This is a genomic window from Cyanobium sp. T1G-Tous, assembly GCF_024345455.1.
GTDB lineage: Bacteria > Cyanobacteriota > Cyanobacteriia > PCC-6307 > Cyanobiaceae > Cyanobium_A.
In genome coordinates this window covers 64076-89392 of the sequence record NZ_JAGQBD010000007.1, presented here as the reverse complement: position 1 = coordinate 89392, position 25317 = coordinate 64076, and the positions used below count along the sequence as shown (strand labels likewise).

Below are 25317 nucleotides of genomic sequence, written 5' to 3'. Positions count from 1 at the left end.
TGCTTTTTGGCGGTGGTGAGCTCGTAATCAGAGAAGCCGAGCTGCTTGCCACCCATTACCTCAGTCCTGGTCAGCGATTACAGGGCCATTGTCCCGCGAATGGCACTGGTTCTCCAGAGTCTCCCTAGACCAGCAGCAGTTGTGACACCGCGCAGCTGGCGTTGCAGATCTTCGTTGCTACGAACTGCGCGCAAGAAATCTTCAACCATGGCTTCGTGGAGCTTTTAAATTAATTTAGGGCCCAAGGTGCAGTGCGAGCACCAGCTTGTGTTCTGCAATACCTGTGGAGGGAGGGGAGAGCTGTAATTCTCATTGAAACGGAATAAACTTTGGCATTTGATCCGCGTCAAATCAAAAAATTGCCTTTGATTAGGTTTTCAGCTGCAAGGCTCAGGCGTCTTCGCAAGGTGCGTGGCGTCTTTATGCAGGTCCTAGTGCTTTGTGCTGTCAAAGTTGCAGTTCATTTTTGTGGTCTTGAGCGAATAAGCGTTAATCAATTGTTTTCGGCTATGGTTGCATCGACTATTTTTTTGTTGGGCTTTTTGTTGAATGGTGTGCTTACCGACTTTAAAGAAAGTGAGAAAATACCTGCTGAATTAGCGACCTCTCTTCAGACGCTCAATTTGGAAATCCAGGCGATTCAGATCTATCACCCTGAGGCTCAGATTGCTCCAGCCCTCTCCGCGGTAACTGGCCTTGGCCAGTCTTTGCTGGATTGGTTGAAGGAGCGGATCAGTACTGAGCAAATGCTGGCGTGCCACACTCAAGCTCATGCAGCGGTGGTGGGTGCTGCGCTGCAGATCAAGGGTGATGCGTCTACTTTGAGGGGAAGGCTTATGCAGGATTTAGCAGTAGTTCTTGCAAAGGTTAATCGGGTCCAAGCCATACGAGATACATCATTTGTGCCGCTTGTCTATTGGATGGCAGACATAGCCGCAGTGCTCCTCTTTGCGGGTTTGGTAATGGCAAAAGCTGAAAACCTTCCCGAGTCTGTATTTTTTCTTGCAGTAATTTCCTTTATTGTAATTTTGTTGTTGCGCTTGATCGACGATATTGATAATCCTTTCGGCCTGTCTGACATAAATTCGGCAGAGGACGTGTCGATCGAATTGTTGGAAAAGGCGGTTGATCGCCTTAGGGTTGCCTCTAAGTAAATTTGTTGGTTTGATGTTGCTCAGGCGGCCATTGCATAGAATATTCCACATGTTGTGGGAAAGGAATTTCGATGTTGTTATTGCGGAAGGCCTGCCAAATCGCCTGGTTCACCTCGCTACAGATGCCCACGTTATCCATCGGGTTGGCAATCCAGAAGCGCAGGCCGTAATTAATGGCGTAGTCGCCATAGTTCAGCAGTAGGGCTTTCGGGGCTGGCTGGGGAAGCACCCTTGCCACTTCCAGAGCTGTGGCCTCGAGCAGGGCAATCACTTCTGCTGGGTTGTGGTGATAGGCGGCGCCAATGCTTACCTGGCTGCGGCGCATGCGGTCGCTAGCGGTGTAGGTGGTGGCCGCCTCGGTGAAGAAGGTCTGGTTGGGGATCAGTAGTTCGGCATTGTCACGATCACGCCAAAGCAAGGTGGCACGCAGTCCAAGACTTCGAACTTCGCAGGGATCGCCGTCGAGCATCAGCACTTCGCCTGGACGTACGGATCCTTCAAACAGCAGCCAGATGCCACTTACAAAGTTGGAAAATACCTCCTTGATGCCAAAGCCCAGGCCTACCGATAGGCCGCCCGCCACGGCAATTAATGCTGTGGTGTTGATGCCTAGGTGCATGGCTACGCCCACCAGCCCCAGGCTCACCACCAGGTAGCGCAGCATCAGCTCCATGGCCTTGCGGCTGCCGTCGCTCAGGCCCAGGCTGCGCTGGGCCAGCCAGGCCACACCGGCCGCCGGTGGTCCGCAGCCCACCAGCACCAGATAGATCACCACCAGGGCGTTGAACAGCTTGCCGAAGCTCACCGACACCCCCAGCACCTCGCCCAGCTGGATCACGGCGATGTCGTTGAAGTTGTCGACCTCCCGGATCAGCAGCAGGGCAGATCCCATCAGGTAGGCCGGCCGCAGCAGCCGGGATTCGAGTTGATGCAGCCGCTGGGGTAGCAGGCTGATTCCGTACCAGCCCAGCCATTGCAGCCCCAGCAGGCTCGCTAGCCCCTGGGGCAGTCCCAGGGCGGCCAGGGCCCCGCAGCCCAAGGCCAGGGCCAATATCCCCACGGGGGTATAGGCGAGCAGCGGCAGCGCCGGCAGCCAGCGGCGGCGCCGCGCCCGTCGGGTGAGCAGCACCACGGCGATCACCAGGCCCAGCTGCAGCAGCACAGTGGGCCGTTCCAGGTAGCCCAGCCAGCCGAAGATCTCCAGCAGCAGCTCTTTCATGGGCGTGCCTGCAGGATCTTGATCAGCTCGGTGCTGGCGCCCTCGGGGCTGCTCTCCCCGAACACCAGCTCGGTCAGCAGGGTCTGCACGCGGGGAAGGCGGGGGTCATTTGTGTGCACCAGGGTCACCAGGCTGTTGGCCTGGAGGCCCTGGTTGGCGGCGGCCACCATGGCGGCCAGCACCTGGGAGCTCTGCACCGGCACGGTGACGAAGCGATTGGCGGGTAGCACCGTCTGGGATCCCAGGGTGAGGGTGCGCTGGGTGAGCGGGTTGACGTTGTAGAGGCTGAAGGCCAGGGCGCGGCGACGCCCCGCCGCGCTCGAGCTGCGGCCCAGGGCCAGCACCCGCAGCCGGTTGATCGGGCTGGCCAGGTGACCTTCCCCATCCGGCAGAGGGGCCACCCCGAGGGCGCTCCCCATCACCCGGCGCAGCTGGGGCAGCACGGTGCTGCGACAGGGGATCCAGTCGAGCCGGCCGGCCTTGAATTCGGCTTCGGCTGTTGGCTGGTCGGGGAAGAAGGTGACCCGCTGCTGGTTGCTGGCGTTCTGCATCCAGGCCAGCCAGCCCGTCAGGGCCTGGCGATCGGCCGGGTTGAGCGAGTGTCCCAGCACGGCTTGGTCCATGGCGGGAAGGGCTCCGGTGCTGCCCACGATCCAGAACAGGTAATAGACGTCCAGCGACAGGCCCATGGGGTGACCGTTGGCACTGGCATTGAGCAGCTCCTGCAAGGTCGCCGGCGGTTCGCTCAGGCGCTGGCGGTTGAAGCAGCTCAACTGGGTCTGCACCAGCAAAGGCAAGCCTGCCAGTTGCCCATCCGGGCTGCGCAACCGCCTCACCTCTTCTTCGTTGAAGATGGCCAGTTGGTCCTTGCGGATGGGGAATGGATCCACCAGGCCGGCCTGTCGCAAGCGCAGGGCCGTGTCGCCATTCACCAGCAGCAGATCCGGGGCGAGTCCACTCCGGCTGCGCCGGCGCATGACCTCCACCATCTCATCTTCGGGGTAAATGCCGAATTGAAAATGGGTGTCGGGGTGGATCTGGCGGAATCGCGCTCCCACCTTTACCAATTGATCCTGAAATTGCTCTTTCAGCTCCGCGGTGATGAGCTGGTCTTTGTTGGCTCCGATCGCCACGTAAACCACGTTGGGCCACTCACGGCCCAGGGTGCAGCCCCCGAGGGGGGCGAGCAGGGCCAGGCCGCCCAGCAGGCTGAGCAGGCGGTCGCGCCGGCGTTGGGATTTATGAGCGGCAGGAGGCGGGGCCATGGATGGCACGAGCTAACCCATCATCCCGCTGCGGTGGCTCTTTGCGACCATGGCCCCCCAGCCCCAGCTACGCCGTGACCGACGCCTTGCCCAAGACCTACGACCCGGCGGGCACGGAAAGCCGCTGGCAGCAAGCCTGGGAGAGCAGCGGCGCCTTCCACCCGGATCCCGCCGCCCCCGGCGAGCCCTTCAGCGTGGTGATCCCGCCGCCGAACGTGACCGGCAGCCTGCACATGGGCCATGCCTTCAACACGGCCCTGATCGATACGATCGTGCGCTTCCAGCGCTTGCGCGGCAAAAACGTTCTGTGCTTGCCCGGCACTGATCACGCCTCGATCGCCGTGCAGACGATCCTTGAGAAGCAGCTCAAAGCCGAAGGCAAACGCAAAGAAGACTTAGGCCGCGAAGCTTTTCTGGAGCAGGCCTGGGCCTGGAAGACCGAGAGCGGCGGCACGATCGTGGGCCAGCTGCGGCGCCTGGGCTACTCGGTGGACTGGCAGCGCGAGCGCTTCACCCTCGACGCCGGCTGCAGCGCCGCCGTGATCGAGGCCTTTAACCGCCTGCACGAGCAGGGGCTGATCTACCGGGGCGAATACCTGGTGAATTGGTGCCCCGCCTCGGGATCTGCGGTGAGCGATCTGGAGGTGGAGATGAAGGAGGTGGACGGCCATCTCTGGCACTTCCGCTATCCACTCACGACCGGCAACGGCTTCCTGGAAGTGGCCACCACCCGTCCCGAAACCCTGCTGGGGGATACGGCCGTGGCGGTGAATCCCAAGGATCCGCGCTACGCCGAGCTAGTGGGCCAGACCCTGACCCTGCCCCTGGTGGGCCGCGAGATCCCGATCGTGGCTGACGACCACGTGGATGCGGAGTTCGGTACCGGCTGCGTGAAAGTCACCCCGGCCCACGATCCCAACGACTTCGCGATCGGCCAGCGCCACAACCTGCCGCTGATCACGGTGATGGCCAAGGACGGCTCGATGAACGAGGCCGCCGGCCGCTTCCAGGGCCTCGATCGTTTCGAGGCCCGCCAGGCCGTGGTGGCTGCCATGGAGGAAGGCGGTTTCCTGGTGAAGGTGGAGGACTACCGCCACAGCGTGCCCTTCTCAGATCGCGGCAAGGTGCCGGTGGAGCCGCTGCTCTCCACCCAGTGGTTTGTGAAAACTGAGCCGCTGGCGGCCCGCTGCCGGGAGGCCCTCGAGAACGCCGATCCCCGTTTCGTGCCGGAGCGCTGGAGCAAGGTGTACCGCGACTGGCTCACTGACATCCGCGACTGGTGCATCTCCCGCCAGTTGTGGTGGGGCCACCGCATCCCCGCCTGGTTTGTGGTGAGCGAAACCGGCGGTGCCATCACCGACACCACGCCCTATGTGGTGGCCCGTGATGAGTCAGAAGCCATGGCGAAGGCCGAATCCATCTACGGCACTGGCACCCACGCCCATCCCGTGGTGCTGGAGCAGGACCCCGACGCCCTCGATACCTGGTTTTCCAGCGGCCTCTGGCCCTTCTCAACCCTGGGCTGGCCTCATGCCGATGCTGCCGACCTGGAGCGCTGGTATCCCACCAGCGTGCTGGTGACGGGCTTCGACATCATCTTCTTCTGGGTGGCCCGGATGACGATGATGGCCGGCGCCCTGATGAGTGGCCGGGAAGGTTCTGGAACCCCTTGGATTCCATTCAGAGACGTGTACATCCACGGACTAGTGCGGGATGAACAGAACCGCAAGATGAGCAAGTCCTCTGGCAACGGCATCGACCCGCTGCTGCTGATTGAGCGCTATGGCGCCGATGCCCTGCGCTTTGCCCTAGTGCGTGAGGTGGCGGGGGCCGGCCAGGACATTCGCCTCGACTACGACCGCAAATCCGACACCTCTGCCACGGTGGAGGCCTCGCGCAACTTCGCCAACAAGCTCTGGAACGTCACCCGTTTCGCCTTGATGAACCTGGGGGGCGAGATGCCCGCTTCGCTGGGCGAGCCGGATCCGGCGGCGCTGCAGCTGGCGGATCGCTGGATCCTGTCGCGGCTGGCGCGAGTCAACCTTGATACGGCTGAGCGCTATGGCAACTACGGCCTGGGCGAGGCGGCCAAGGGGCTTTATGAGTTCGCCTGGAACGAGGTGTGCGATTGGTATGTGGAGCTGATCAAGCGGCGGCTCAACCCAGGTGAAAACCCGAGCCCAGCAGCCCTTGCCGACCAGCGCACCGCCCGCGCCGTGTTGGCCAAGGTTCTTGGCGAGTTGCTGGTGATGCTGCATCCGCTGATGCCGCACCTGAGTGAGGAGCTTTGGCACGGCCTCACTGGCCAGCCAGAGAGCAGCTTTCTGGCCCTGCAGAGCTGGCCGGCGCTTGATCAGGCCGCTCTAAACGGCCAGCTTGAAGCCCAGTTTGCCGAGCTGATCGAGGCGATTCGGGTGGTGCGCAACCTGCGGGCTTTGGCGGGGCTCAAGCCCAATCAGAGCGCGCCGGTGTCGTTTGTGACTGGCCGCGCTGAGCTGGCAGCCCTGCTGCAGGAGGCCAGCCCTGACATCACCGCCCTCACCCGAGCCGAGAGCGTGGCGGTGCTCGATCCCGCCGCCACCGCCGCCAGCTCTGCCGCGCGGGCCCTGGCCGGCGTGAGTGGTGAGCTGCAGGTGCTGCTGCCCATCGAGGGCCTAGTGGATCTCGATGCCTTGCGCGGCCGCCTGGAGAAGGACATCGCCAAGGCAGATAGGGAGATCAAGGGCCTGGCGGGTCGCCTTGCCAATCCCAACTTTGCAGATAAGGCCCCACCTGAGGTGGTGCTGGAGTGCAAGGCAAACCTGGCCGAAGCCGAAGCCCAGGCGGCCCTGGCCCGCAGGCGCCTGGGGGATTTGGGCTGATCTGGCCTAGTCGCAGCCTCCCGTGAGTCGATGCAGGGCGCTGTAGTCGAGGTCGTCTAGGCCGGCTGCGGTGGATCGCTCCAGCAGCTGGGCCAGGCCGCTGAGCCCCTCGCTGTTTATTCCTGCGTCAGCTGCAGCGAGTAAAAACAGTTGCAGGTCCTTGCGTAGATGGGCGGTGGGGAAGTTGGGGTTGACGTAGTCGTCGGCTAGTTCCTTGGCCAGCTTCTTGTCGAAGGTGGGGGCGTAGAGGGCGCTGGCCCGCAGGATCGCCATGAATTTCTCCACATCCACGCCCGCCCTCTGCACCAGGTGCAGGCTGAGGCTGAAGCTATGGGTGAGGCTGGCAATCAATTGATTGAGGGCCAGCTTGGTAGTGAGGGCGGCCCCCACCGGCCCCAGGTGGTGGGGGCCGCCGCCCAGGTGGGCGAGCACGGGCCGGGCCCGCTCCAGGGCCGCGGCGCTGCCGCCGACCATCAGCTGTAAGCAGCCGGAGAGAGCTTCTGGCTTGCTGCCCAGCACCGGCGTCTCCAGCAGCTCGGCACCAAGCTCAGCCAAGCCAGTTGCCAAAGCCTCGCTTTCCCCAGGGGCGATCGTGGCCACTTGCAGCACAAGCTTGCCCGCCAGGGCCATGCCGGCCTGCTCCAGCAGAACGGAGCTGGTGGTGGGGCCGTCGTTGAGCACGGTGATCACCAGCTCGCCGGCGGCTACGGCCTCAGCGGGGCTGGCGGCGGCCCGGGCGCCCAGGGCCAGCAGGGGCTTGCAGCGCTTGGGGTTGCGGTTCCACACCGTGAGCCGGTGGCCGCAGGCCAGCAGCCGCTCGCTGATCGCGCCGCCCAGCAGTCCGGTGCCCAGCAGGCTGATCTCCATTGGCAGGATGGGGTGGCGGCGCTCAAGCTACCGGGGGCAGGCTCAGGGCCTGGGCTCAGGCGCTCGCCACCAGTCGGCCGTCCTCCAGGCTCACCACTCGGTCAGCGATGTCAATGATCTTGTTGTCGTGGGTCACCATCACGATCGCCGCCCGCTGCTCGTCGGCCAGGCGCCGGAACAGCTCCACAGCCATCCGGCCCGAATCCTTGTCGAGGGCGGCAGTGGGCTCATCGGCCAGTAGCAGCTGGGGCTGGGGCGCCAGGGCACGGGCGATCGCCACCCGCTGCTTCTGGCCGCCGGAGAGCTTCTCGGGGTAGTAGCCGATTCGCTCGGCCAGGTCCATCTCGGCCAGCATGAGCGCGCAGCGTTCGTCCATCGCCGGCCGGCCTCGCTCCAGCCAGTTGGGGTGTACCTCCAGGCCTACCCGCACGTTTTCGAGCGCATTGAGATAGGGCAGCAGGTTGTGGGCCTGGAAGATGAAACCCACCTGGCGACGCAGCCGGGTGAGGGTGGTCCGATCAGCGTGCAGAAGCTCCGATCCCAGGATGCGCAGGCTGCCGCACTGGGCCGCCCGCAACCCGCCCAGCATGGTGAGCAGAGTGGTTTTGCCCGAACCTGAGGGGCCGGTGAGGATCAGGATCTCGCCTGGCTGCACGGTCAGGCTGATGTCGTGGAGCACCGGCTTGGCCGCACCAGCCTCCACGAAGGCGTGGTCGAGGTGCTCGACCGTAATCAGGGGTGTGATTGGTGGCGTGATTGGTGGCGCCATAGTCAGAAGATGTCGGCTGGATCAAGGCGGCGCAGCTTGGCGGTAGCCAGCCAGCCCGACACGCCGCACACCCCCAGGGTGAAGGCAAACACCAGCACCGCTCGGCCGGCGCTCATCACCACCATCAGTGAGGTGGAGCGGGCCAGGAAGCCGTAGAGCCCCAGCGAGAGCAACAGGCTGGGGGCGAAGGCCAGCAGGGCCAGGATCAGCGACTCCTGCAGGATGATTCCCACCACGAAGCCGTCGTCGTAGCCAATCGCCTTGAGGGTGGCGTACTCCGTTAGGTGATCGCTCACGTCGGAGTAGAGGATCTGATAAACAATGATGCCGCTTACCACCAGACCAACCAGCACTCCCAGGCCGAAGATCAGGCCGAAGGAGCTGTTGCGGCGCCAGTAAGCCTCCTCGGCGGCGGCTAGCTCCTCAATTGTGAATACCTTCACCGAGGGATCGAGGAAGGTGGCCAGGGTGGTCTTCACCCGCAGCGGGTCTACGCCTGGCTGCAGTTGAATCACGCCCATCTGGATGTCGTCGGCGCTCTGGTTGGGGAAATAGTTTTTGAAGTTGGTGGCCGATGTCACCAGGTTGATATCGGCAGCGAAGGTGAGCCCCAGCGAGAAAAGACCGGTCACCACCGACCGCACGCCGCCCAGCTCGGTCTCGTAGCTGCCCTCGCGCCGCACTGTGGCAGCCACCGGACCGGCGTTGGCCTTGGATCGCACATCGAATAGCAGGGCATCGCCGCGTTGCAGCAGCAGCCGATCGTTGGCCAGCTCGGGCAGTCGCAGAGCCGGGTTCTCCGGCGCGATGCCGAAGACCAGCGCCTGTTTCTGCTGGCGGGTGTCGCTGTTGAGCCACTGGCTCAGGCCCAAATACAGCGGTGTCACGGCCTTCACCCCTTCCACCCCTAGGGCCTGGGTGAGACGGGCACGGGGAAAGTTCACCTGCTCACCCAGGTAGAGGTAGCGGCCGCTAACCATCACCAATTCGCCGTTGATCTGCTGGATCGGGCGCTTCTGGCTGTCGTAGAGGCCGCCGGAGAGCCCTAGCTGGAAGAACACCAGCACGTTGGCGAAGCTGACCCCGGCGATGGCGGCGGCCAGGCGCATTGGCCGGTGGATCGCCTGGCGCCAGGCCAGGGGCGTGCGGCGCAGCACCAAGGGCAAAGGTGGCAGGCGCGGGATCTTTTGGCTCATCGTGGGCTCGGCTGCGACAGGCCGCTCTGTTCGCGCCGCTGCTGGTCCACCAGCTGCTCCAACCGCTGGCGCTGCTCGCGCTGCTGCTCGGGCGTGAGTGGCTCGAACAGCACGTTCACCTGCAGGTAGTTGATGGCGCTGGCCATCGCGGCCGCCTCCGGCCCCAGGCCGATCTTCACCTCGAATACCCGCCGGTCGAGGTTTTCGCCTGCTTGACCGCTGAACACGCTCTGGCGGCTCACCTGGCGGGCGATCTCCACCACCTTGCCCTCCATCTGTTTGTTGGGGAAGCCGTCGGCGCTGATCACCGCCCGCTGGCCCAGGGTGATGCCGCCCCGGTCGGTCTGGTACACCTCGGCGATGACCCCCATGCGACTGCTGTCGCCCAACTCGAGAATGCCCTCATCTCCCACCTTGTCGCCCGGGTAGGCATTGATCTTGAACACCGTGCCGCCGAAGGGCGCACGGATCGTGGCCTTGGCCAGTTCGGCCTGATCGCGGGCCAGGGTCGCCCGCGATTCGTCCCGTTCGGCTCGCAGGGTGGCCTCGTCGCTGAGGGCCTGCTCCAGGTTGGCCCGGCTGGTGCTTTCGATCGTGATCCGCCGGTCGCGCACCTCGGCGCTGCTGGCCCCTTGGGCGTAGAGCTGGCTGTAGCGCCGCAGCTCCACCGTCGCCTGGGTCAGCTCGGCCCGGTAGCGGCTGATCACGCTGGCCTGGGCCGTCACCTTGCGCTCCGCGACCTGCACCGCCGCCTGGGCTTCCCGCACGCTGCGATCGAGGCTCTGGGCGCTGTCCATCACCGCCAGCACCTGGCCTTTGCTCACCTGCTGGCCCTCCTTCACCCGCAGCTCGCGCACGGCATCGTTGCTGAGCGAGGCCGGCACCGACAGCTTCACCACCCGATCGAGCGGCTCCACCCTCCCTAGGGCGGCGATCCGCCGCGGCAGTGGTTGCTGCTGCTGGGTCCGTTCAGCCTGGTGCCGCTGGTTCTGCCGCACCGCCAGCCCGATCCCCACACCGGCCAGGGCCAGGGCTGCCAGGCCGGGCACCAGCCAGCGGGGCCACGGTCGACTCGGTGCACCCGAGGGGCGGATTGCCATGGCAGCTTCTCTTTCTTTACCCGTTGTAGAGCGGGTGGCGGCCGCCGACTAGGACCAGCCGACCCACGCTTCACGCTGCAGGATGGCTGTCGCAGCTTCCGTTCATCCATGCCCATCCCCGGCGACTGGCTGGATCCTGAGACGACAGCCAAGTTGCTTGACCTCCTGCGCTCCCCTGCAGGTGCCCTGGCCTTTGTGCCCCTTTACGCGCTCTGGGTAACCCTGTTGCTGCCGGGGGTATGGGCTTCGATGCTGGCTGGCGCCCTGTATGGCACCTGGTGGGGCAGCTTGATCGTGTTTGTAGGGGCCTGCCTGGGGGCCGAGGCCGCTTTCCTGCTCGGCCGCACCTGGATGCGCAATTGGGCCCGCCGGCGGCTGGCGGTGGTGCCGAAGCTGCTGGCGATCGAGCAGGCGGTGAGCCGGGAGGGGCTGAAGTTGGTGCTGCTCACCCGCCTCTCACCGGCCTTTCCCTTCTCCCTGCTCAATTTCGCCTATGGCCTCAGTGAGGTGAGCCTGCGCGACTACACCATTGGCTTGATCGGCATCCTGCCCGGCACGATCCTGTTTTGCGGCCTGGGCGCCTTGGCCGGCGATGTGGCCCGCTTCGGCGAAGTGCTCTCCGGCCAGGCCGATGCCGGCACCTGGGCCCTGCGGATTGTGGGCCTGCTGGCCACCGTGGTCTCGGTGTGGGTGGCTGGCAAGGCGGCGCAGCGGGCACTTCAAGTTAAGGATTGATTGTGATTAGAGGGGCTTTGTGATGAGCTATGCGGTGCACTTGTTGCCTTTACGACATTACTGCCAATTTTGCCTAAATTCCTAACCAGGCCATAAACAGCGGGGGCTGGTGCTCAAGCCACGGTGATGTCAGACCGAATTTGTCTGATCCATGGGCTCCCGCCCCCAAGGCCAAATCCAGCGTCAATTTCGAAGTCCCGGCATCTGCCCGCAAATCTGAGAGTGCCGTTCAAGTAGCAGCATCTGCAGTCGCACCAGCACCTGCAGCCGCACCAGCAGCAGTGCCTGCTGCCCCGGCTCTGGCCAACAGCAATGCATTCCCTGGTCAGCCTGCTGAAGCACCCGAAGCTCCCCTGCTGGGAACTCTCAACCTGACGCCCACTGGCACCTCGGGAGAACAGTTCCAGACCGAAATTTCCGCCACCGTCACCATCGGCGGCAAGTTGTTTGTGCTCTCCAGCGGCGGCGGCAGCACCCTGCAGGTGACTGATGCCACCGATGCCACCCAGCCAGAGCTGGTGGGCCGTGAGTCCTATGGCGACGGCTACGTCTCCACATCAGTAGCCAGCTACGGAGATCTCCTGGCTGTGGCCCTGTCGCCGGCCGACTACGACACCACCGGCGGCCAGGGCCTGGTGCGCTTCTATCGCGTCGGCGTCAACGGCACGCTCACCAAGATTGCCGATGTTCCGGTTGGCTATCTGCCCGATGGGATCGCCTTCAATGAAACCGGCACCAAGCTGGTGATTGCCAATGAGGGCCAGCCTGCGGCCGATTACACACTGGATCGCCCTGGCAGCATCGGCATCATCGACATTCAGGGTCGCGTGAACCCTGTTTTCACCTATACCGAACTCCTGTTTGATGATATTGCCCTGCCGGAGGGCATCCGCATCTCCGGTCCCGCTGGCACCACCCAGGCCACCGACATCGAGCCTGAATACGTCGCGATCCAGGGCATCTACGCCTACGTGACGTTGCAAGAGAACAATGGCGTGGCCAAGGTGAATCTGGCCACCAACACGATCGAAAAGATCTTCTCTCTGGGCACGGTCGACTACAGCACCCTGCTGGTGGATCTGAACGACAAGGATGGTGGTTTCAAGCCCGTGCTGGGCCAGGACTATGAGGGCCTGCGCATGGCCGACGGCATCGCTGCCTACAGCGTCAAGGGTAAGGACTACTTCATCACCGCCAACGAGGGTGATGGCCGTGAGTATTTCGCCATCGGTGCTGATCCTGATGAGGATGATCCCGTCTACATCGATGAAGAGCGCGGTTTTGACAATGACCGAGTGAAGCGCCTGACAGATGACGCCACCGTTGGCAGTGAAGATCGAATCACCACCTTCGGTAGCCGCAGCATCAGTATTTTCGATGCTGATACCGGTGCAATCCTGTGGGACAGCGGCAACACTCTGCAGACCATTGCTTTCGCGGCGTGGGTTCCCTCCACTGATAAGAATGGCAATCCAATTCTGGTGAGCAACTACGCCGATAGCCGAAGCGATGACAAGGGCGTGGAGCCCGAGGGCGTGGTGGTCGCCAAGGTGGACGGCCGCACCTACGCCATCGTCTCGCTGGAGCGGGGCGTCAGCTCGATGCTGGCCGTGTTCGACGTGAGCGATCCCACCGCCGGTCAGTTTGTGACCAGCACGGTGATCGCCGGAAGTATTTCACCTGAAGGCCTGCTGGTGGTAGATGCCAAGCAGAGCCCCACGGGCCGCACGCAGTTGGTGGTGTCTAACGAAATCTCCAACACTCTCAACATCTTCGACCTCGAGGCCCTGATCGCGGCGCCTCCTGTGGCCGGTGCCGGCACCTTCACCAGCACCATGCTCAAGGATGTGGAGGGTGGCCCGGAGCTGCAGATCACCAGCCTGCTCACGGCCGGTGAATTCACCAATGGCCTAAACCCGGGCGACAGCGTCTACGCCCCCACCAGCATCTTTGATGGCCAGGGTGCTTACGACAATGGCGATGGCACCTATACCCTCCTGGTGAATAGCGAGCTCGGTTCCACCAGCGGCTATGGCTACCTGCTGCCTGGGGTTGAGGGTGGCTTCACTGGCGCCCGCGTTAGCAGCCTGGTGATCGATAAGGACGTCGACGATGACGCCAGCAACGGCTACCAGAGTGCCGTGATTGCCGGTGGCCTGGCCTACGACAGCATCTACCTAGATGGCTCAGACACGGCGATCGATGAGGCTGCCGATCTTGGTGCCGGATTCAAGCGCTTCTGCGCCGCAAATCTGGTGGAAGCCAACAGCTTCGGTGCAGACATGGGCTTTGCCGATCGCATCTACTTAGTGGGTGAAGAGGAGTTCGTGGGTGCTGGTGGCTCCTTCTTTGCCCTTGATGTGAATGGCCGCGCCATCCACGAGGTGGTGGGCTTCGGCAAGGGCACCTGGGAGTCGGCCACAAGCATCGACACCGGCAGCACCGACACGGTGGCGGTGTTGCTCTTTGACGACGCCAAGGCCCCGCTTTACATGTGGGTGGGCACCAAGAGCACAGCGGCAGATGCCAGCTTCCTGGAGCGCAATGGCCTGGCAGCTAGCCAGGGGACGCTTTACACCTACGTCACCACGGCGCTCGATGGTTACGAGACTGGTGCGAGCACAGGCCCGGACTCTTCCGATCTGTTCGCCTTCACCGAGGTGAATGGCATCAATACAGCCATCAACGGCAGCTGGGTTGATCTGGCAAGCCTTAATGCCGATTACGCCAGTCTGGGCGCTCCCGCCCTGCGCGAATTGGCGGTCAATGCCGGTGCGTTGCAGCTCAGCCGGATCGAAGACGGCGAGGTGAATCCTCTCAACAGCCAGCAGGCGGTGTTCGTATCCACCGGTACGGCTGATTTCAACAAGGGTGATCTTTACGGCAACGTCTACACCCTGGATTTCAGTGACGCCTTCGGCAGTGATGGCTTGGTTGCCGCCTCTGGTGAATCGGTGCTCAAGGTTGTCTACGACGGCGATCTGCTGGATGACCCCACCACCGGCATCCGCAACCCCGACAACATGACCATCAGTGCCGATGGTTTTGCCTACCTCCAGGAGGACCGGGCCAACGGCGGCGGCACTGACATCAGCGCCGGCAACTTCGGCACCCAGGAGGCCTCGATCTGGCAGCTGGAAATCGACTCGATCACCGGTGACTCCATTGGGGATCCCACCCGCTGGGCCCAGATCGACCGCACCGCCTTTCCTACGGCTTATGGGCAGACCCAGCCCACCTACACCAACCCAGACCTCAATGGCGTTGGCAACTGGGAGTCTTCGGGCATTATCGATGTCTCGGCGATTTACGACTCCACAGCTGGGTCTTACTTCCTGGCCAATGTTCAGGCCCACAGCATCAAGGACGGCAACATCGGCGGCTCCGGCTACTTGGGGGAAGGTGGTCAGATCGATCTGATTCAACAAACCATCTGAGTTCTCCAGCTCGGATTCACTTGCCCCCCGAAAGGGGGGCTTTTTTATTGCCTGCCTTAGGGCAGCCGCCAATCGCGCAGCGCTGCGATCACCACAAACCAAGCCAGCCTCAGCTTTGCCAGCAGCCCCTGCTGGGCGGCGAGCTGGTCGTATTTGGCGCGACCGCACTCCGTTTTGATCCAGCGGTAGGCCTGCGGCAGGGGATGGTCCATGAAGCCATCTTGCCGCGCAGCCCCTTAAGGGAACTGTGGTTCGCTTTTGGGCCTTAAGTGGGTAGAGCGCTCACAGCTGATGAAACCCCCGCAACCCAGCGCCTGGGATTGGCTGGCTATCGATCGAGCCCCCCAGCCCCCGGATCTAAGTCAGATCGGCTCGCCGGAGGCCCTCACTGCCTACCTAGTAGGCGTTGAGGAGCGCATGCAGCGGCTTGCCCTCATCGTTGAGGCGCTGAGGCAAAGCTTGGCGGCTGGAGGGCTGCTCAGTGAAGCCCAGCTGCTGGAGAAGGTGGCCGAGCTTGATTTGAGCGATGGGGTTGCCGATGGGCGCAATGTGGCGCCTGTGCTGCAGGTATGCGGCAAGTGCGGTTACAGCCAAGCGGGCCAGCACCGCTTTTGTGTGCGCTGCGGCAGTGATGCGTTGCGGCCCGCCGAAGCGCTGTCTGATCCCTAATCTTTGCCCATAACTTTTTCCTGCTTGGGGGTAGGGCCATCGACTTGCTTTTGTGGCTACTGGGTGCTCGGCGTTCACGCCGCCGGCCCCAAGGCGGGCAACCTCTAGCCGAGCAACCCCTAGCCGAGAAAACTTTTGCTGCGCCAACCTCCTTCGATTTAGGGCAATGGCAGCCTGATCGACCGATTAATCTGTTGCTGGAGGTTGATCACCTTCAGCTTGATGGCACAACTTTGAGGGGGCAGATCCGCGTTAAGCGCTATCGCCTTAGCAAGCAGGGAGATCAGGCAATTCTGGGAGCTCACTGTCAGCTACTTAAGCGTTTTCTGGATTTCAATAGCCAGTCGCTGCAGCGCTGTTTGGATTTGCAGAGTGGCGAACGGATCGATGATCTGCCCGCCTTTCTTGAGGCCAGCCATGCTGCTAGTCAGCAGGGACAGCTTGACCGTCTCTATCAAAGCCACCAAGATGAATTGGCCGTTATTTTATATGTGGGGCGTGCCGATGGGGTTTTGCAGCGGCGCGAAAAAGAACTAATTGCCCACTACCTGGCGGGGCGATTTACAGGTGGAGCCTTGCAAGTTGAAGAGATCGCCCATGATCTGGCCTGGAAGCCTGTGCCAAATCGCGATGATTTCAGGCTGGCCATGCAACGGCTTGCGCTGCTGGATGCATCGCTAAAAAATCAGATCGTGCAGCTTTGCAGGCAGCTCATTGAGGTGAAGGAAACCCTTGATGGCGATGAGGAGGGATCTATGGCTGAAGTGATCGCTTTGCTCCAGCCTTAACCAGATCCAGCCTTGAGCAGCTCCAGTAGCCCCGCTTCATCCAGCACCGCCACCCCCAGACTCTCGGCCTTGCTGAGCTTGCTGCCGGCTTCTTCTCCGGCCACTAAGTAGCTGGTTTTCTTGCTAACCGAGCCGCTCACCTTGCCGCCGGCCGCCTCGATCAGGGCCTGGGCGGCGCTGCGGCTCAAAGACGGCAGGCTGCCTGTAAGCACAAAAGTCTGCCCGGTTAGGGGCGTCTCGGGCCCAGTTCCAGGCTCCTCGGGCCCGGCTGCCAGCGAGAAGCCCAGCCGCTCCAGATCCTCCAGCAGCAGTTGATTGGCGGGGGTGGCAAACCACTGCTGCAGCGATTGGGCGATTTCAGCGCCAATGCCGAACACGGCGGTGATCGACTCGGGTGTGTTGGCCGTGGCGGTCGCCAGATCAGCAGCACTAGGAAAGGCCTTGGCCAGGGCTTTGGCGTTCACCTCGCCCACGTGGTGGATGCCCAAGCCGTAGAGCTGGCGGTGCCATGGTTGCTGTTTGGATGCGGCCAGGGCGACCACTAGGTTGTCGGCGCTCTTGGCTCCTATGCGCTCCAGGCTGGCCAGCAGGGCCCCATCGAGGCCATAGAGGTCGGCGATCGAGCCCACCAGGCCCCGATCCACCAGCTGCTCGATCAGCTTGGCTCCCAGGCCATCCACATCCAGGGCCCCCTTGCTCACCCAGTGGCGCAGGGCGCCGCGCAGGATCGCCGGGCAGCTGGAATTGACGCAGCGGGTGGCCGCTTCGCCCTCCTCCCGCACCAGCTCCGAGCCGCACTCGGGGCATACCTGGGGCAGCTCCAGCCGCACGGCCCCCGCTGGCCTCAGTTCGCTCAGCACCCGCACCACCTCGGGGATGATCTCGCCGGCCTTGCGCACCACGATTGTGTCGCCGGCGTGCAAATCCAGTTCCGCCAGCCGGCCGGCGTTGTGCAGGGTGGCTCGGCTCACGGTGGTGCCGGCCAGGGGCACCGGCTCAAATTCGGCCACGGGGGTTACCACCCCGGTGCGCCCCACCTGGCAGGTCAGCCGCAGCAAGATGCTCGGCGCCTCCTCGGCGGCGTATTTCAGGGCGATCGCCCAGCGAGGTGCCTTTTGGGTGAAGCCAGCAGCGTCCTGGAGGCGTAGGTCGTTGAGCTTCACCACCACGCCATCGGTGGCATAAGGCAGGGCGCGGCGGCCCGTGTCCCAGGCGCTGAAGAAGGCTTGCACCGCCGCCAGATTCGGCAGCAGCTCGGCATTGGGGTTCACCTTGAAGCCTGCGGCCTGCAGCCATTGCAGGCTTTGCCACTGGCTGCTGGGCCGCGGCGGGTCCCCCCCAGCTGACTGCCATTCCTCCGGCAGGTGCAGGGTGTAGGCGAAGAAATCCAGCCGCCGCGCCGCCACCACTTTTGGATCCAGCTGGCGCAGGGTGCCGGCGCAGGCGTTGCGGGGGTTGGCAAACAGGGCCTCGCCGCGGGCCGCCCGCTCGGCGTTGATGGCAGCAAAGGTGTCATCGGGGATCAGGGCTTCGCCGCGCACCTCCACCCAGGCAGGTGGGTTCTCGAGCTGCAGCCGTAGGGGCACCGAGGCGATGGTGCGCACGTTGGCGGTGATCTGTTCGCCCCGCTCGCCGTCGCCCCGGGTGGCGGCCTGCACCAACAGCCCCTGCTCGTAGCTGAGGGCTAGGGCGTTGCCGTCGATCTTCAGCTCCCCCACCATGGCGAGATCGCCCGTGCGGTCGAGCACCTTGAGCAGCCGGCTATACCAGGCTTCTAAATCGCCCGGGTTGAAGGCGTTGTCGAGGCTGAGCAGGCCGATGCGGTGCTCCACGCTGCTGAACCCCTCAGCCGGAGTGCCCCCCACCCGCTGGCTAGGGCTATCTGGGGTGATCAGCTCCGGCTGGGCTGCTTCCAGCTCCAGCAACTCTTTGTAGAGCCCGTCGTAGACCGAATCCTCCATTTCTGGAGCATCCAGCACGTAGTAGGCGTGGGCGGCTCTTTGCAGCAGCCGCCTCAGTTCGCCGGCGCGGGCCTGGTTGGGGGGAGCGGCGCTCACGGCAACTGAATCAGGCCGCTGCGAGCTTGGTGATCCGGTCTACCCGCCACTGCTCTTCGATTTTGACGAAGGTGAAGTCGAGGGGCAGCTCGTCCTTGCCATCGCTTTTGAGCTTCACCGTGAGGATCAGCTGGCCTTCATCAAGCCGGGGCCGGCCGGATTTGAGGTTGCGATATTTGTTGAGCTGCAGTCCCGCCAGAAAGCGGATGAACTGCTGCCGGTTGACGTGGGATCGGTAGTTCTTGGTGGTGAGCATGTAAGCGCCGTCCACCTGGCCGCTGGCCACCTGGGTGAAGAACTGCTTGATCAGTGGGTTGATGCCGCGGGCACTGAGCACCAGCTTCACGGCGTTCACGGTCCAGAAGAGCAGCAGGGAGCCTGCGCCGGCCGCTAGGGCCTTGGTGCCGATCTCGCGGGCGATACCCCAATCCATCTCGATTCCAGCTGCGCTTGAGAGGTGCAGAGTCTGACCGACGACCCTGCATCTTGAGACCTGGCGCCTGGGCTCGGCACAATGCGCCCAGCCCCTGTGCAGCCTGGTGGCATGCCCCTTGAGCCTCTCTTGCCGCTGTTTCACCGGCTCGACCGGGAATGGTTTGACGGCAGCCTGGCGCCTGCTGGTCAGCGGTTAGTGGATCTGCGCTGGAGCGACGGCCGCATGCGCCGCACCGCCGGGCTCTACCGGCGCGGACGCCATGCCGATGGCCGGCCCCTGTGCGAAATCGTGCTTTCGCGGCCCCTGCTTGATCCCCTGCCCCAGGAAGCCACCCTCAGCACCCTCTGCCACGAAATGATCCATGCCTGGGTGGATCGGGTGGTGGGTGTCGAGGAGGCCCATGGCCCCCACTTCCGCGCCCGCATGGCCGCTATCAACGGCGCCCAGGCTGGCTTCAAGGTGAGCATCCGCCACCGCTATCCCGTGCCCGCCAGCACCAGGGCGCCCCGCTGGCTGGCCTGTTGCCCCAATTGCGGCGTCAGCGCCCCCTACCGCCGCCGGGTGCAGGGTTTGGCCTGCCGCTTCTGTTGCGATCGGCTGCACGGCGGCCGTTGGCACGCCAGTTGTCTGTTGCGATTTGAGCAGGCGACCTAAGGTCCCGGCAGCACGGCACTGCCATGGGCGTTTTCCTCTGGACCCTGGAATTCGGAGGCCTCACCATTGCCTTGGTGGGGATGGGCCGGGAGCGCTGGCGGGCGAGTCGTCGTCGCTAGCTGGATCTTTAGCCTGGGACCATGCCTGAATCCTGGAAAGACCTAGATCGCCTGGTGAGTGCGGGCCGCCAGCTGGTAGATGGCGTCTCGGGCGCCCGCCCAGGCTCTCGCAGCGGCAACCGGGGTGAAGGCCGCCGGCTCGATGGCCTGGGTCGTTGGGTGGAAAACAAGCTCGATTGGATCCTTGAAGACGAGGACGACTGGCGAGAGCCCTGGCAGGAGACTCGCCCTGAACTGGGTTCCCAGGACCGGCCGCGCCGCCGCCTTGATGCCATTTCTCGTCGCAGTGCCGCGCCACCCCAGGGCCAGCCCAGGCAAGCAAGGGAGCAGGAAGAATGGCCCGAAGATGACGCTTTCGCCCTGCCCCGTTGGCAGCGGCAGCCGCCCAGTGCGCCCCAAACCCAGCCCCCAGCTCAGTCCCAGCTCACGGGGCGGGCCATGCCCCGCTCCAGCAGACGCCGAGCTGGTGGCTGAGGGCCCACTCCGGCAAGCTGGTTAGGTTGGCCTCAAATGCATTTACAAGATGGGCAGCCTTGTGGTGGTTGGCTTTCCGAAGGCGGAAGAAGCCGAACAGGTGCGGCGCGAGCTGGTGGACATTCAGCGTGAGCAGCTGATTGCCCTAGAGGATGCGGTGGTGGTGGAGCACGACAGCGAGGGCCAGGTGCACCTGCGTCAGGCCATCAATCTCACCGCTGCTGGCGCCCTAGGCGGTGGCTTTTGGGGCACCCTGGTGGGCCTGTTGTTTCTCAATCCCCTGCTGGGTGCTGCCGTGGGCGCGGGCGTGGGCGCAGCCTCGGGCTCCCTTTCCGACATCGGCATCAACGATGGCTTCATGCGCGAGCTGGGCGAGACCCTGCCCCGAGGCAGCGCGGCCCTGTGCCTGCTGGTGCGGGAAGCCACGCCTGATCGGGTGATTGAGCGCCTGCGCGCCCATGCTCCTCACGCCAAGTTGCTACGCAGCAACCTCAGCCATACCGACGAGGATCAGTTGCGGGAGCTGCTGGAGCGGGCGCGCCTGCAGGCAGAGGCCCTGCGCTTGGGTTGAGCCGCTGGGCTGGGGGTGCGGGCTCCCACCTGAAAGTTGCAGCCCCGCTGGCGCAGCTCCTGATTCACCTGGGTAACCAGATTTGCAGGTAGGTCGCTGGCCATTTCCTCGGCGGAGGTGTTGATCGAGGGTGACCCCTGCTCCAGGGCGCTGAGCAGGTCTGCCCATTGGTCGATCAGGTTGCGCTCGGCCATTGGCCGCAGACCCTGCTCCTGCAGCAGGGTTGCGCAGCCTTCCCCGTTCCAAACGGCGTTGGGGCAGCTGGCATGGGGATGGTGTTGATAGGCCAGGCCCTGTTGCAGGGCCGTACTGCTGGGGGCACCGTTCTGCTGGCGCAGGCCGGCATCGCTGAGCAGCCGGCCGCAATGAACGGCGGATATGCCGTAGATGCGGCCGAGGTCGGTGAGGCTCAACCAGGGGCTTGTAGTCATGGCCAGGCTCCCCGGCGCAAGTGGCCCCATGCTGGGCACAGCACTAGGCGCGTCAATCCGTCAACCTCGAATTGCTGTAAGCCGTTACTGAGTTTGTAAATCGTGACAAAGCTTGGCTGGGCCCAGCCAGTGCTCAAGGGCTGGTGAGAACACCTCCCGAATCACGGTGAGCTCCTTGCCGCCGCGGAAGAAGCGGTAGTGGCGACTCCAGAAGGGGCCCGGCAAGCCAAAGCGCTGCTCCAGCCAGGGAGCAGCAACAAGGGCCAGGCCATCCACCTCGCGGAACAGTTCAGCCCGCTTGACCGTCAGGCTGCGCCAGATCGGTAGCTCCCGCTGCTGCAGGTAGGCGTCAGCCTGGCTTTGATTCCACCAGCTCTCTGCCCAGGCCAGGGTCTTGTCGCCGCAGCGCAGCCATACCTGACGCCGCAGCAGGGGACCATCGAGCTCGACGATTTCCGGGGGCGGTGGCGCGCCGGTGCTGGGGCCGGCTGGCTCAGGCGCCATGGCGATCAGCTCGATCTCCACCGGCTTGCCCGTGAGCGACTCCAGGTGCCGGGTGGGGCTGCCGTCACCCAGCAGCAGCAGGCGCCAGGGGCCGCTGAGCCTGGCCGCAAGCGTGGAGCCCAGCAGGTTTTCCTGCCCCCAGCCGTCAACTGGAACGGGCGAGGCCATCAGGGAATTGCCGGGATTCACGCCGGAGGGCTCCGCAATCATCTGGGCCCATCCTGATCAGGCTCGCTAGCCCAGCGTGAACGCTGCCCGTTCGTCAGAATCTTTGCAACTGCCTGGAGGAGGCGAACTGCATGCTTCCAGACGTGGTCGTGCTCAACCTGCATCGCCGCTACACGGGCGTTTCGGCCACGGTGAAGGCACTGCTGCCGCGTCAGCGCCAGACCCTGGCAATTGGGCTCTGGGATCAAGGCAACCTGGAATTGCCCGACCGTTTGGGTCTCTGGGCCCTGCTGCGCTGGGGCTGGACTAGTCCCCACAAAGGGCCCTGGCGTATCTGGCACGCGCGTCGTGACAATGAGATCTTGCTGGGTTTGGTCCTGCGCTCCCTACTGCGTCAGCCCTGGCAGGTGATCTTCACCTCTGCAGCGCCAAAGCGACCAGGTTGGTGGTTGCGCCAGTTGATCCGCTGCACTGATTTGGTGATCGCAACATCGCCCCGATCAGCTGGCTTTCTTGAGCGCTGTGATGCCGTGATTTTTCACGGTGTCGATTGCGAGCAGTTTCAGCCTGCAGCACACCGAGAGGCAGCCCTGGCCGAAGTGGGGATGGAAGGCCTCAAGTGCATAGCCAGCTTTGGCCGAATCCGACCCAGCAAGGGCACTGATTTGCTGGTGGAGGCATTGGTTGCGTTATTGCCCGAGTTTCCTGGCTGGGTGGGGGTGATTACGGGCCTTTGTCAACGCCGTGATCAGGCTTATCTTGCCGCTTTAAGACGGCAGATTGCCTTGGCTGGCCTAGAGCAAAGAATTCATTTTGTGGGAGATCTTGATCCTGTCGATATACGGCGTTGGTATCAACGGGCCTCGATTTGTGTTGCAGCATCGCGCCGTGAAGGGTTTGGCCTCACCCCGCTGGAGGCTATGGCCAGTGGTTGTGTACCGGTCACATCCCAGGCTGGAGCTTGGCCGTGGATTGTGCGGCCTGAATTTGGTCTTATTTTCGAAAACGGTGACCACCTGCAGTTGGCAGCCGCACTTCGCGACTTGATGAGTGATGAAGGGCGTCTCCAGGTAATGTCAGCGAAAGCCCGCATGGTCGCGCTTCAGGAGTTCTCTATTGAAGAGGAGGCGGCTCAGATCAATTCCCTGTACTCCACGTCCTTAACCAAATCGAGGAGTCAGCAGCAATGAGAGCGGCTGCCAGGCCAGATGTAAGCGTCATTATTTCCACATATAATTCGCCGAGTTGGCTTGAATTTGTATTAGAGGGCTATTTTCTGCAAAGCTTTAATGGTTCCTTTGAGATCATTGTTGCCGATGACGGTTCGACCGCGGAAACGGGCCGACTGATTGAAGCTCTGAGTCGCCGCAGTCCAGTGCCTTTAATACATCTCTGGCAGCCTGATCAAGGATTTCAGAAATGTAGAATTCTCAATAAAGCAATTGCCAAGTCCGCCGGTGAGCTTCTGCTATTGACTGATGGCGACTGCGTGCCCCAACCTCATATGGTGAAGCTGCATGCTGAGCGGGCGCGCTTTGGCAGTTTTCTCACTGGTGGCTATTTGAAGTTGCCAGAATCGCTTTCGCACCTGATTTCGCTCGAGGATATTAAGCAGGGTCGCGTATTTAAGCCGGCTTGGCTGGTCAGTAATGGTTTGCAGCCATCTGCATCGCTACTCAAGCTAATGCTTGTGGCGCCATTCGATCGACTTGCTAATCGTCTTACCCCCACGAAGCGAACTTGGAACGGACACAATTCATCCTGCTATCGAGCAGATGCTATTGCCGTTAATGGATTTAATGAGCAGATGCAATATGGAGGCGAAGACGTGGAATTTGGCTGGCGACTTAATTTCTCTGGCATTAGGGGGCGCCATCTAAGATTTTCTACGGTGCCTGTGCATTTGTTTCATCGCCATAGTTATGTCACACCTGAAATGCTGGATCGCAGCAAGGAGTTACGTGCCGAGACCCGCAGGTTGCGTATCAAGCGAGCTGAGCTTGGCTTAGATCAGTGGCTATGACTTATTTCTCAAACCACTAAGAGTTCGTTGAATTAATTGTTTCGAGCCGCCAGGCCAGCAAGTGCTCAATTCATTAAAGTCATAGGAGGTGGCATCTTTATGGCTAGCCTTAGTTAATTGGCCGAGCGAAAAAATCTCGGCAAATTTTGATACTTCCAGGGTGTGCTTTTTGCCTAGCTGGCGCATCCCTTGCATAACGTCGCCGTGTGAAAGCTTTTGCAGCTCTACTTCGATTGTTTCTGCTATTGGGCCTGTATTCGCCAGGAGGGTAATTCCCTGGGAATCGCGAGCTAGCCACTCATTTTTGTGGGTATTGGCAGCAACTAGAAAAGAGGGTACATCCATGCAGGCGCATAGAATTGCCATGTGATAGCGACCGCCGATATGAAGCCGGCATTTAGAGATTTTTTGTGCTGCATCCTCCAGTTCTTCATAATAGCAAAATTCACCGCCAAGCTCTAAAATTGTATCTCGTAAAGGCAGTAGATCTTGCCATTGCTTTGTGAGCACGAGTGGCAAATGACCGGAGTGCTTGCAGTAGTCGATTGCCCGCCTTGCAGTTTCAATATTGGCCTGTCGGTTTAGGCCGGCGCTGGTGGTTATCAGTAGATGGGTGCGATCAGATAGTGGTTTGATATTTGCGCGCTGCCACGAGCAGGCGGCATCGGGAACAAAGTTGACTTTGTAAGCCTCTGCGCTGAATTGATCGCGCACGGAGAAGTGTGCTGACCAGTTTATTAGTGTTTTAATGAGCTGCGATCTTTCGTCGCTAAATAGTGGGAAGGTTCCGTTTATTGTAATTAGGGGTGCCGTATATGCTTTGCCAAATAAAAGGGGGAGGGAGAGTAGTCTGAGCATGCGCATCGGCCCATCCCACTCGTTAACTGTTCCCTCTGGCTGGAAGATGGCTAAATCATAAGACCCTAGTGTTCTAACGCAATATTCGCCATATTCATGGGCCGCAAGGGCGTTCATTCCGGCAAGACTTGGTTTTCTCATGTCTGCCATGAGGAGCCTAGATGCTATTTGAATCCCAACACTTCGCCCAAATCGCCATGGCGCTGGGATTAGCTGAAGTTCTAAGCCATTGAGCGCAAAAGCCTGAGTCAGATTTCGCTTAAGTAAGCGGCTTGTTAGCCGGCAGCCGACATTCTCTCGGCCGTCCGTATCATTAATGAATAGGGCCTTAATTCGACGCATTGGCATTAGTTAAGGTTTAGTACTTGGTTCGCTGCTAAATTTTCAATGTACGCTCTTTCGCGGCTCCAGTCGTGTCGCTTCCAGCCTTGGAAGCCAAAGCCAAATAGTCTGATATTGGATCTCTTTGCATGCAGGTCAACAATATGCCTTACGGCTAACAAGCCGCTGCTTGGGAATCTGCTCCGTAACCCCATGCCTTCAATCTGAAGGGACTGGCAAGCTTTCTGGTAGGCCTCTGCGCTCAGAGTTGTGCAAGGCTTTTGGTGCTGGCTTGCCAGGTCTTTACATTGCTGAGTGAGGTCGGCCCGTCTCCCCTTTAGCCAGGAAAGGGGATTTGGTTTTGGCATGTATTTAGCAATTATTTGGGGGTGATAGGGAAGCATTAGGGATTTAGCTTGTCTAAATATTGGTCCTTTGATGTATTGGCTGCATCCTAAAAGCTGACTGGTTTGCTTGGATGAATTCGAAAGCACGAGGATGTCGGTTTTCGCGGCTGCGTATATATGGCTCGGGGGAGGTGAGTTGAAGCGAACTATCAGATTTGCCTGCTCGATTGCGGTTAGATCAGCTTGTTTTAGTTCGCCATTGCCAACAATGGCTATCTCATCCATGTCTGGCTA

The 25317-nt window shown here is 62.0% G+C and carries 24 protein-coding genes; 11 read left to right on the top strand and 13 right to left on the bottom strand.

What is annotated here, in order from left to right:
- Positions 1–329: 329 nt before the first annotated feature.
- Positions 330–1154, top strand: a complete 825-nt coding sequence (locus tag KBY75_RS06280; RefSeq protein ID WP_255023365.1) for a hypothetical protein — start codon at positions 330–332, stop codon at positions 1152–1154.
- On the opposite strand, the gene KBY75_RS06275 is transcribed toward KBY75_RS06280, so the two are convergent.
- Both KBY75_RS06275 and KBY75_RS06270 read right to left on the bottom strand, forming a co-directional pair.
- Complete coding sequence (locus tag KBY75_RS06275) at positions 1147–2373, bottom strand: mechanosensitive ion channel family protein (RefSeq protein ID WP_255023364.1); 1227 nt, start codon at positions 2371–2373, stop codon at positions 1147–1149. The genes KBY75_RS06280 and KBY75_RS06275 overlap by 8 nt on opposite strands.
- Complete coding sequence (locus KBY75_RS06270) at positions 2370–3638, bottom strand: extracellular solute-binding protein (protein WP_255023363.1); 1269 nt, start codon at positions 3636–3638, stop codon at positions 2370–2372. The genes KBY75_RS06275 and KBY75_RS06270 overlap by 4 nt, the downstream gene beginning before the upstream one ends.
- A gap of 74 nt (positions 3639–3712) precedes the next feature.
- Between KBY75_RS06270 and KBY75_RS06265 the strand changes: the two genes are divergently transcribed.
- Positions 3713–6499, top strand: coding sequence for a valine--tRNA ligase (locus KBY75_RS06265; RefSeq protein WP_255023362.1), 2787 nt, complete (start codon positions 3713–3715; stop codon positions 6497–6499).
- A 6-nt stretch (positions 6500–6505) separates the two neighbouring features.
- Here the strand turns inward: KBY75_RS06265 and KBY75_RS06260 are convergent, their stop codons facing one another.
- From KBY75_RS06260 to KBY75_RS06245, 4 genes are read right to left on the bottom strand one after another with little or no spacing between them, the layout of a single operon-like run.
- Entirely contained in the window at positions 6506–7366 is an 861-nt protein-coding gene (locus KBY75_RS06260) for an NAD(P)-dependent oxidoreductase (RefSeq protein WP_255023361.1), read from the bottom strand.
- A 55-nt stretch (positions 7367–7421) separates the two neighbouring features.
- Entirely contained in the window at positions 7422–8135 is a 714-nt protein-coding gene (locus tag KBY75_RS06255) for an ATP-binding cassette domain-containing protein (RefSeq protein WP_255023360.1), read from the bottom strand.
- A 2-nt stretch (positions 8136–8137) separates the two neighbouring features.
- Positions 8138–9331 carry an ABC transporter permease DevC gene (devC, locus tag KBY75_RS06250; protein WP_255023359.1) on the bottom strand — a complete coding sequence of 398 codons (1194 nt, stop codon included), beginning with the start codon at positions 9329–9331 and terminating at the stop codon, positions 8138–8140.
- A complete protein-coding gene (locus KBY75_RS06245; protein ID WP_255023358.1) occupies positions 9328–10431 on the bottom strand; it encodes an efflux RND transporter periplasmic adaptor subunit in 1104 nt (367 codons plus the stop codon). Before KBY75_RS06245 ends, devC begins: the two co-directional genes overlap by 4 nt.
- A gap of 108 nt (positions 10432–10539) precedes the next feature.
- On the opposite strand from KBY75_RS06245, the gene KBY75_RS06240 reads away from it, so the two are divergent.
- Positions 10540–11166 carry a TVP38/TMEM64 family protein gene (locus tag KBY75_RS06240; protein ID WP_255023357.1) on the top strand — a complete coding sequence of 209 codons (627 nt, stop codon included), beginning with the start codon at positions 10540–10542 and terminating at the stop codon, positions 11164–11166.
- A 281-nt stretch (positions 11167–11447) separates the two neighbouring features.
- Entirely contained in the window at positions 11448–14603 is a 3156-nt protein-coding gene (locus tag KBY75_RS06235) for a choice-of-anchor I family protein (protein WP_255023356.1), read from the top strand.
- A gap of 56 nt (positions 14604–14659) precedes the next feature.
- Here the strand turns inward: KBY75_RS06235 and KBY75_RS06230 are convergent, their stop codons facing one another.
- Entirely contained in the window at positions 14660–14815 is a 156-nt protein-coding gene (locus KBY75_RS06230) for a hypothetical protein (protein ID WP_255023355.1), read from the bottom strand.
- 79 nt (positions 14816–14894) lie between these two features.
- On the opposite strand from KBY75_RS06230, the gene KBY75_RS06225 reads away from it, so the two are divergent.
- A complete protein-coding gene (locus KBY75_RS06225; RefSeq protein WP_255023354.1) occupies positions 14895–15272 on the top strand; it encodes a hypothetical protein in 378 nt (125 codons plus the stop codon).
- A gap of 44 nt (positions 15273–15316) precedes the next feature.
- The gene (locus tag KBY75_RS06220) at positions 15317–16060 is read left to right on the top strand and encodes a TerB family tellurite resistance protein (RefSeq protein WP_255023353.1); all 744 of its coding nucleotides are present in this window, start codon (positions 15317–15319) and stop codon (positions 16058–16060) included.
- On the opposite strand, the gene ligA is transcribed toward KBY75_RS06220, so the two are convergent.
- The gene (gene ligA / locus KBY75_RS06215) at positions 16057–18117 is read right to left on the bottom strand and encodes an NAD-dependent DNA ligase LigA (RefSeq protein ID WP_255023352.1); all 2061 of its coding nucleotides are present in this window, start codon (positions 18115–18117) and stop codon (positions 16057–16059) included. The genes KBY75_RS06220 and ligA overlap by 4 nt on opposite strands.
- Positions 18118–18127: 10 nt before the next feature.
- Positions 18128–18550: a hypothetical protein gene (locus KBY75_RS06210; protein ID WP_254935426.1), complete on the bottom strand. Its 423-nt coding sequence runs from the start codon at positions 18548–18550 to the stop codon at positions 18128–18130.
- Between the two features lie 111 nt (positions 18551–18661).
- Between KBY75_RS06210 and KBY75_RS06205 the strand changes: the two genes are divergently transcribed.
- From KBY75_RS06205 to KBY75_RS06195, 3 genes are all read left to right on the top strand, one after another.
- Entirely contained in the window at positions 18662–19207 is a 546-nt protein-coding gene (locus KBY75_RS06205; protein ID WP_254935427.1) for a SprT family zinc-dependent metalloprotease, read from the top strand.
- 140 nt (positions 19208–19347) lie between these two features.
- Positions 19348–19800, top strand: a complete 453-nt coding sequence (locus tag KBY75_RS06200) for a hypothetical protein (RefSeq protein WP_255023351.1) — start codon at positions 19348–19350, stop codon at positions 19798–19800.
- 49 nt (positions 19801–19849) lie between these two features.
- Positions 19850–20371, top strand: a complete 522-nt coding sequence (locus tag KBY75_RS06195) for a DUF1269 domain-containing protein (protein WP_106502683.1) — start codon at positions 19850–19852, stop codon at positions 20369–20371.
- Here KBY75_RS06195 and KBY75_RS06190 read toward each other — a convergent pair.
- Together KBY75_RS06190 and KBY75_RS06185 are read right to left on the bottom strand one after the other, a co-directional pair.
- On the bottom strand, positions 20311–20802 hold the full coding sequence (locus tag KBY75_RS06190; protein ID WP_255023350.1) for a hypothetical protein: 492 nt from the start codon (positions 20800–20802) through the stop codon (positions 20311–20313). The two genes, KBY75_RS06195 and KBY75_RS06190, sit on opposite strands and share 61 nt — an antisense overlap.
- A gap of 84 nt (positions 20803–20886) precedes the next feature.
- Complete coding sequence (locus KBY75_RS06185; protein WP_254935431.1) at positions 20887–21516, bottom strand: chorismate lyase; 630 nt, start codon at positions 21514–21516, stop codon at positions 20887–20889.
- 89 nt (positions 21517–21605) lie between these two features.
- On the opposite strand from KBY75_RS06185, the gene KBY75_RS06180 reads away from it, so the two are divergent.
- Together KBY75_RS06180 and KBY75_RS06175 are read left to right on the top strand one after the other, a co-directional pair.
- Positions 21606–22664 carry a glycosyltransferase family 4 protein gene (locus KBY75_RS06180; RefSeq protein ID WP_255023349.1) on the top strand — a complete coding sequence of 353 codons (1059 nt, stop codon included), beginning with the start codon at positions 21606–21608 and terminating at the stop codon, positions 22662–22664.
- Positions 22661–23497, top strand: coding sequence for a glycosyltransferase family 2 protein (locus KBY75_RS06175; protein ID WP_255023348.1), 837 nt, complete (start codon positions 22661–22663; stop codon positions 23495–23497). Before KBY75_RS06180 ends, KBY75_RS06175 begins: the two co-directional genes overlap by 4 nt.
- Here the strand turns inward: KBY75_RS06175 and KBY75_RS06170 are convergent.
- Complete coding sequence (locus KBY75_RS06170; RefSeq protein ID WP_255023347.1) at positions 23492–24505, bottom strand: polysaccharide pyruvyl transferase family protein; 1014 nt, start codon at positions 24503–24505, stop codon at positions 23492–23494. The genes KBY75_RS06175 and KBY75_RS06170 overlap by 6 nt on opposite strands.
- A 197-nt stretch (positions 24506–24702) precedes the next feature.
- The gene (locus tag KBY75_RS06165; RefSeq protein ID WP_255023346.1) at positions 24703–25308 is read right to left on the bottom strand and encodes a hypothetical protein; all 606 of its coding nucleotides are present in this window, start codon (positions 25306–25308) and stop codon (positions 24703–24705) included.
- Positions 25309–25317 lie beyond the last annotated feature (9 nt).

Excerpts from the sequence above, each read along its gene's own strand:
- KBY75_RS06190 (WP_255023350.1), bottom strand. The coding sequence starts at position 20,802 with ATGACTACAAGCCCCTGGTTGAGCCTCACCGACCTCGGCCGCATCTAC.
- KBY75_RS06275 (WP_255023364.1), bottom strand. The coding sequence starts at position 2,373 with ATGAAAGAGCTGCTGCTGGAGATCTTCGGCTGGCTGGGCTACCTGGAA.
- KBY75_RS06195 (WP_106502683.1), top strand. The coding sequence starts at position 19,850 with ATGGGCAGCCTTGTGGTGGTTGGCTTTCCGAAGGCGGAAGAAGCCGAA.
- KBY75_RS06240 (WP_255023357.1), top strand. The coding sequence starts at position 10,540 with ATGCCCATCCCCGGCGACTGGCTGGATCCTGAGACGACAGCCAAGTTG.
- KBY75_RS06185 (WP_254935431.1), bottom strand. The coding sequence starts at position 21,516 with ATGATTGCGGAGCCCTCCGGCGTGAATCCCGGCAATTCCCTGATGGCC.
- KBY75_RS06180 (WP_255023349.1), top strand. The coding sequence starts at position 21,606 with ATGCTTCCAGACGTGGTCGTGCTCAACCTGCATCGCCGCTACACGGGC.
- KBY75_RS06270 (WP_255023363.1), bottom strand. The coding sequence starts at position 3,638 with ATGGCCCCGCCTCCTGCCGCTCATAAATCCCAACGCCGGCGCGACCGC.
- KBY75_RS06255 (WP_255023360.1), bottom strand. The coding sequence starts at position 8,135 with ATGGCGCCACCAATCACGCCACCAATCACACCCCTGATTACGGTCGAG.
- KBY75_RS06205 (WP_254935427.1), top strand. The coding sequence starts at position 18,662 with ATGCCCCTTGAGCCTCTCTTGCCGCTGTTTCACCGGCTCGACCGGGAA.
- KBY75_RS06170 (WP_255023347.1), bottom strand. The coding sequence starts at position 24,505 with ATGGCAGACATGAGAAAACCAAGTCTTGCCGGAATGAACGCCCTTGCG.
- KBY75_RS06225 (WP_255023354.1), top strand. The coding sequence starts at position 14,895 with ATGAAACCCCCGCAACCCAGCGCCTGGGATTGGCTGGCTATCGATCGA.
- KBY75_RS06175 (WP_255023348.1), top strand. The coding sequence starts at position 22,661 with ATGAGAGCGGCTGCCAGGCCAGATGTAAGCGTCATTATTTCCACATAT.
- KBY75_RS06165 (WP_255023346.1), bottom strand. The coding sequence starts at position 25,308 with ATGGATGAGATAGCCATTGTTGGCAATGGCGAACTAAAACAAGCTGAT.
- KBY75_RS06230 (WP_255023355.1), bottom strand. The coding sequence starts at position 14,815 with ATGGACCATCCCCTGCCGCAGGCCTACCGCTGGATCAAAACGGAGTGC.
- devC (WP_255023359.1), bottom strand. The coding sequence starts at position 9,331 with ATGAGCCAAAAGATCCCGCGCCTGCCACCTTTGCCCTTGGTGCTGCGC.
- KBY75_RS06200 (WP_255023351.1), top strand. The coding sequence starts at position 19,348 with ATGCCTGAATCCTGGAAAGACCTAGATCGCCTGGTGAGTGCGGGCCGC.
- KBY75_RS06210 (WP_254935426.1), bottom strand. The coding sequence starts at position 18,550 with ATGGATTGGGGTATCGCCCGCGAGATCGGCACCAAGGCCCTAGCGGCC.
- KBY75_RS06260 (WP_255023361.1), bottom strand. The coding sequence starts at position 7,366 with ATGGAGATCAGCCTGCTGGGCACCGGACTGCTGGGCGGCGCGATCAGC.
- KBY75_RS06245 (WP_255023358.1), bottom strand. The coding sequence starts at position 10,431 with ATGGCAATCCGCCCCTCGGGTGCACCGAGTCGACCGTGGCCCCGCTGG.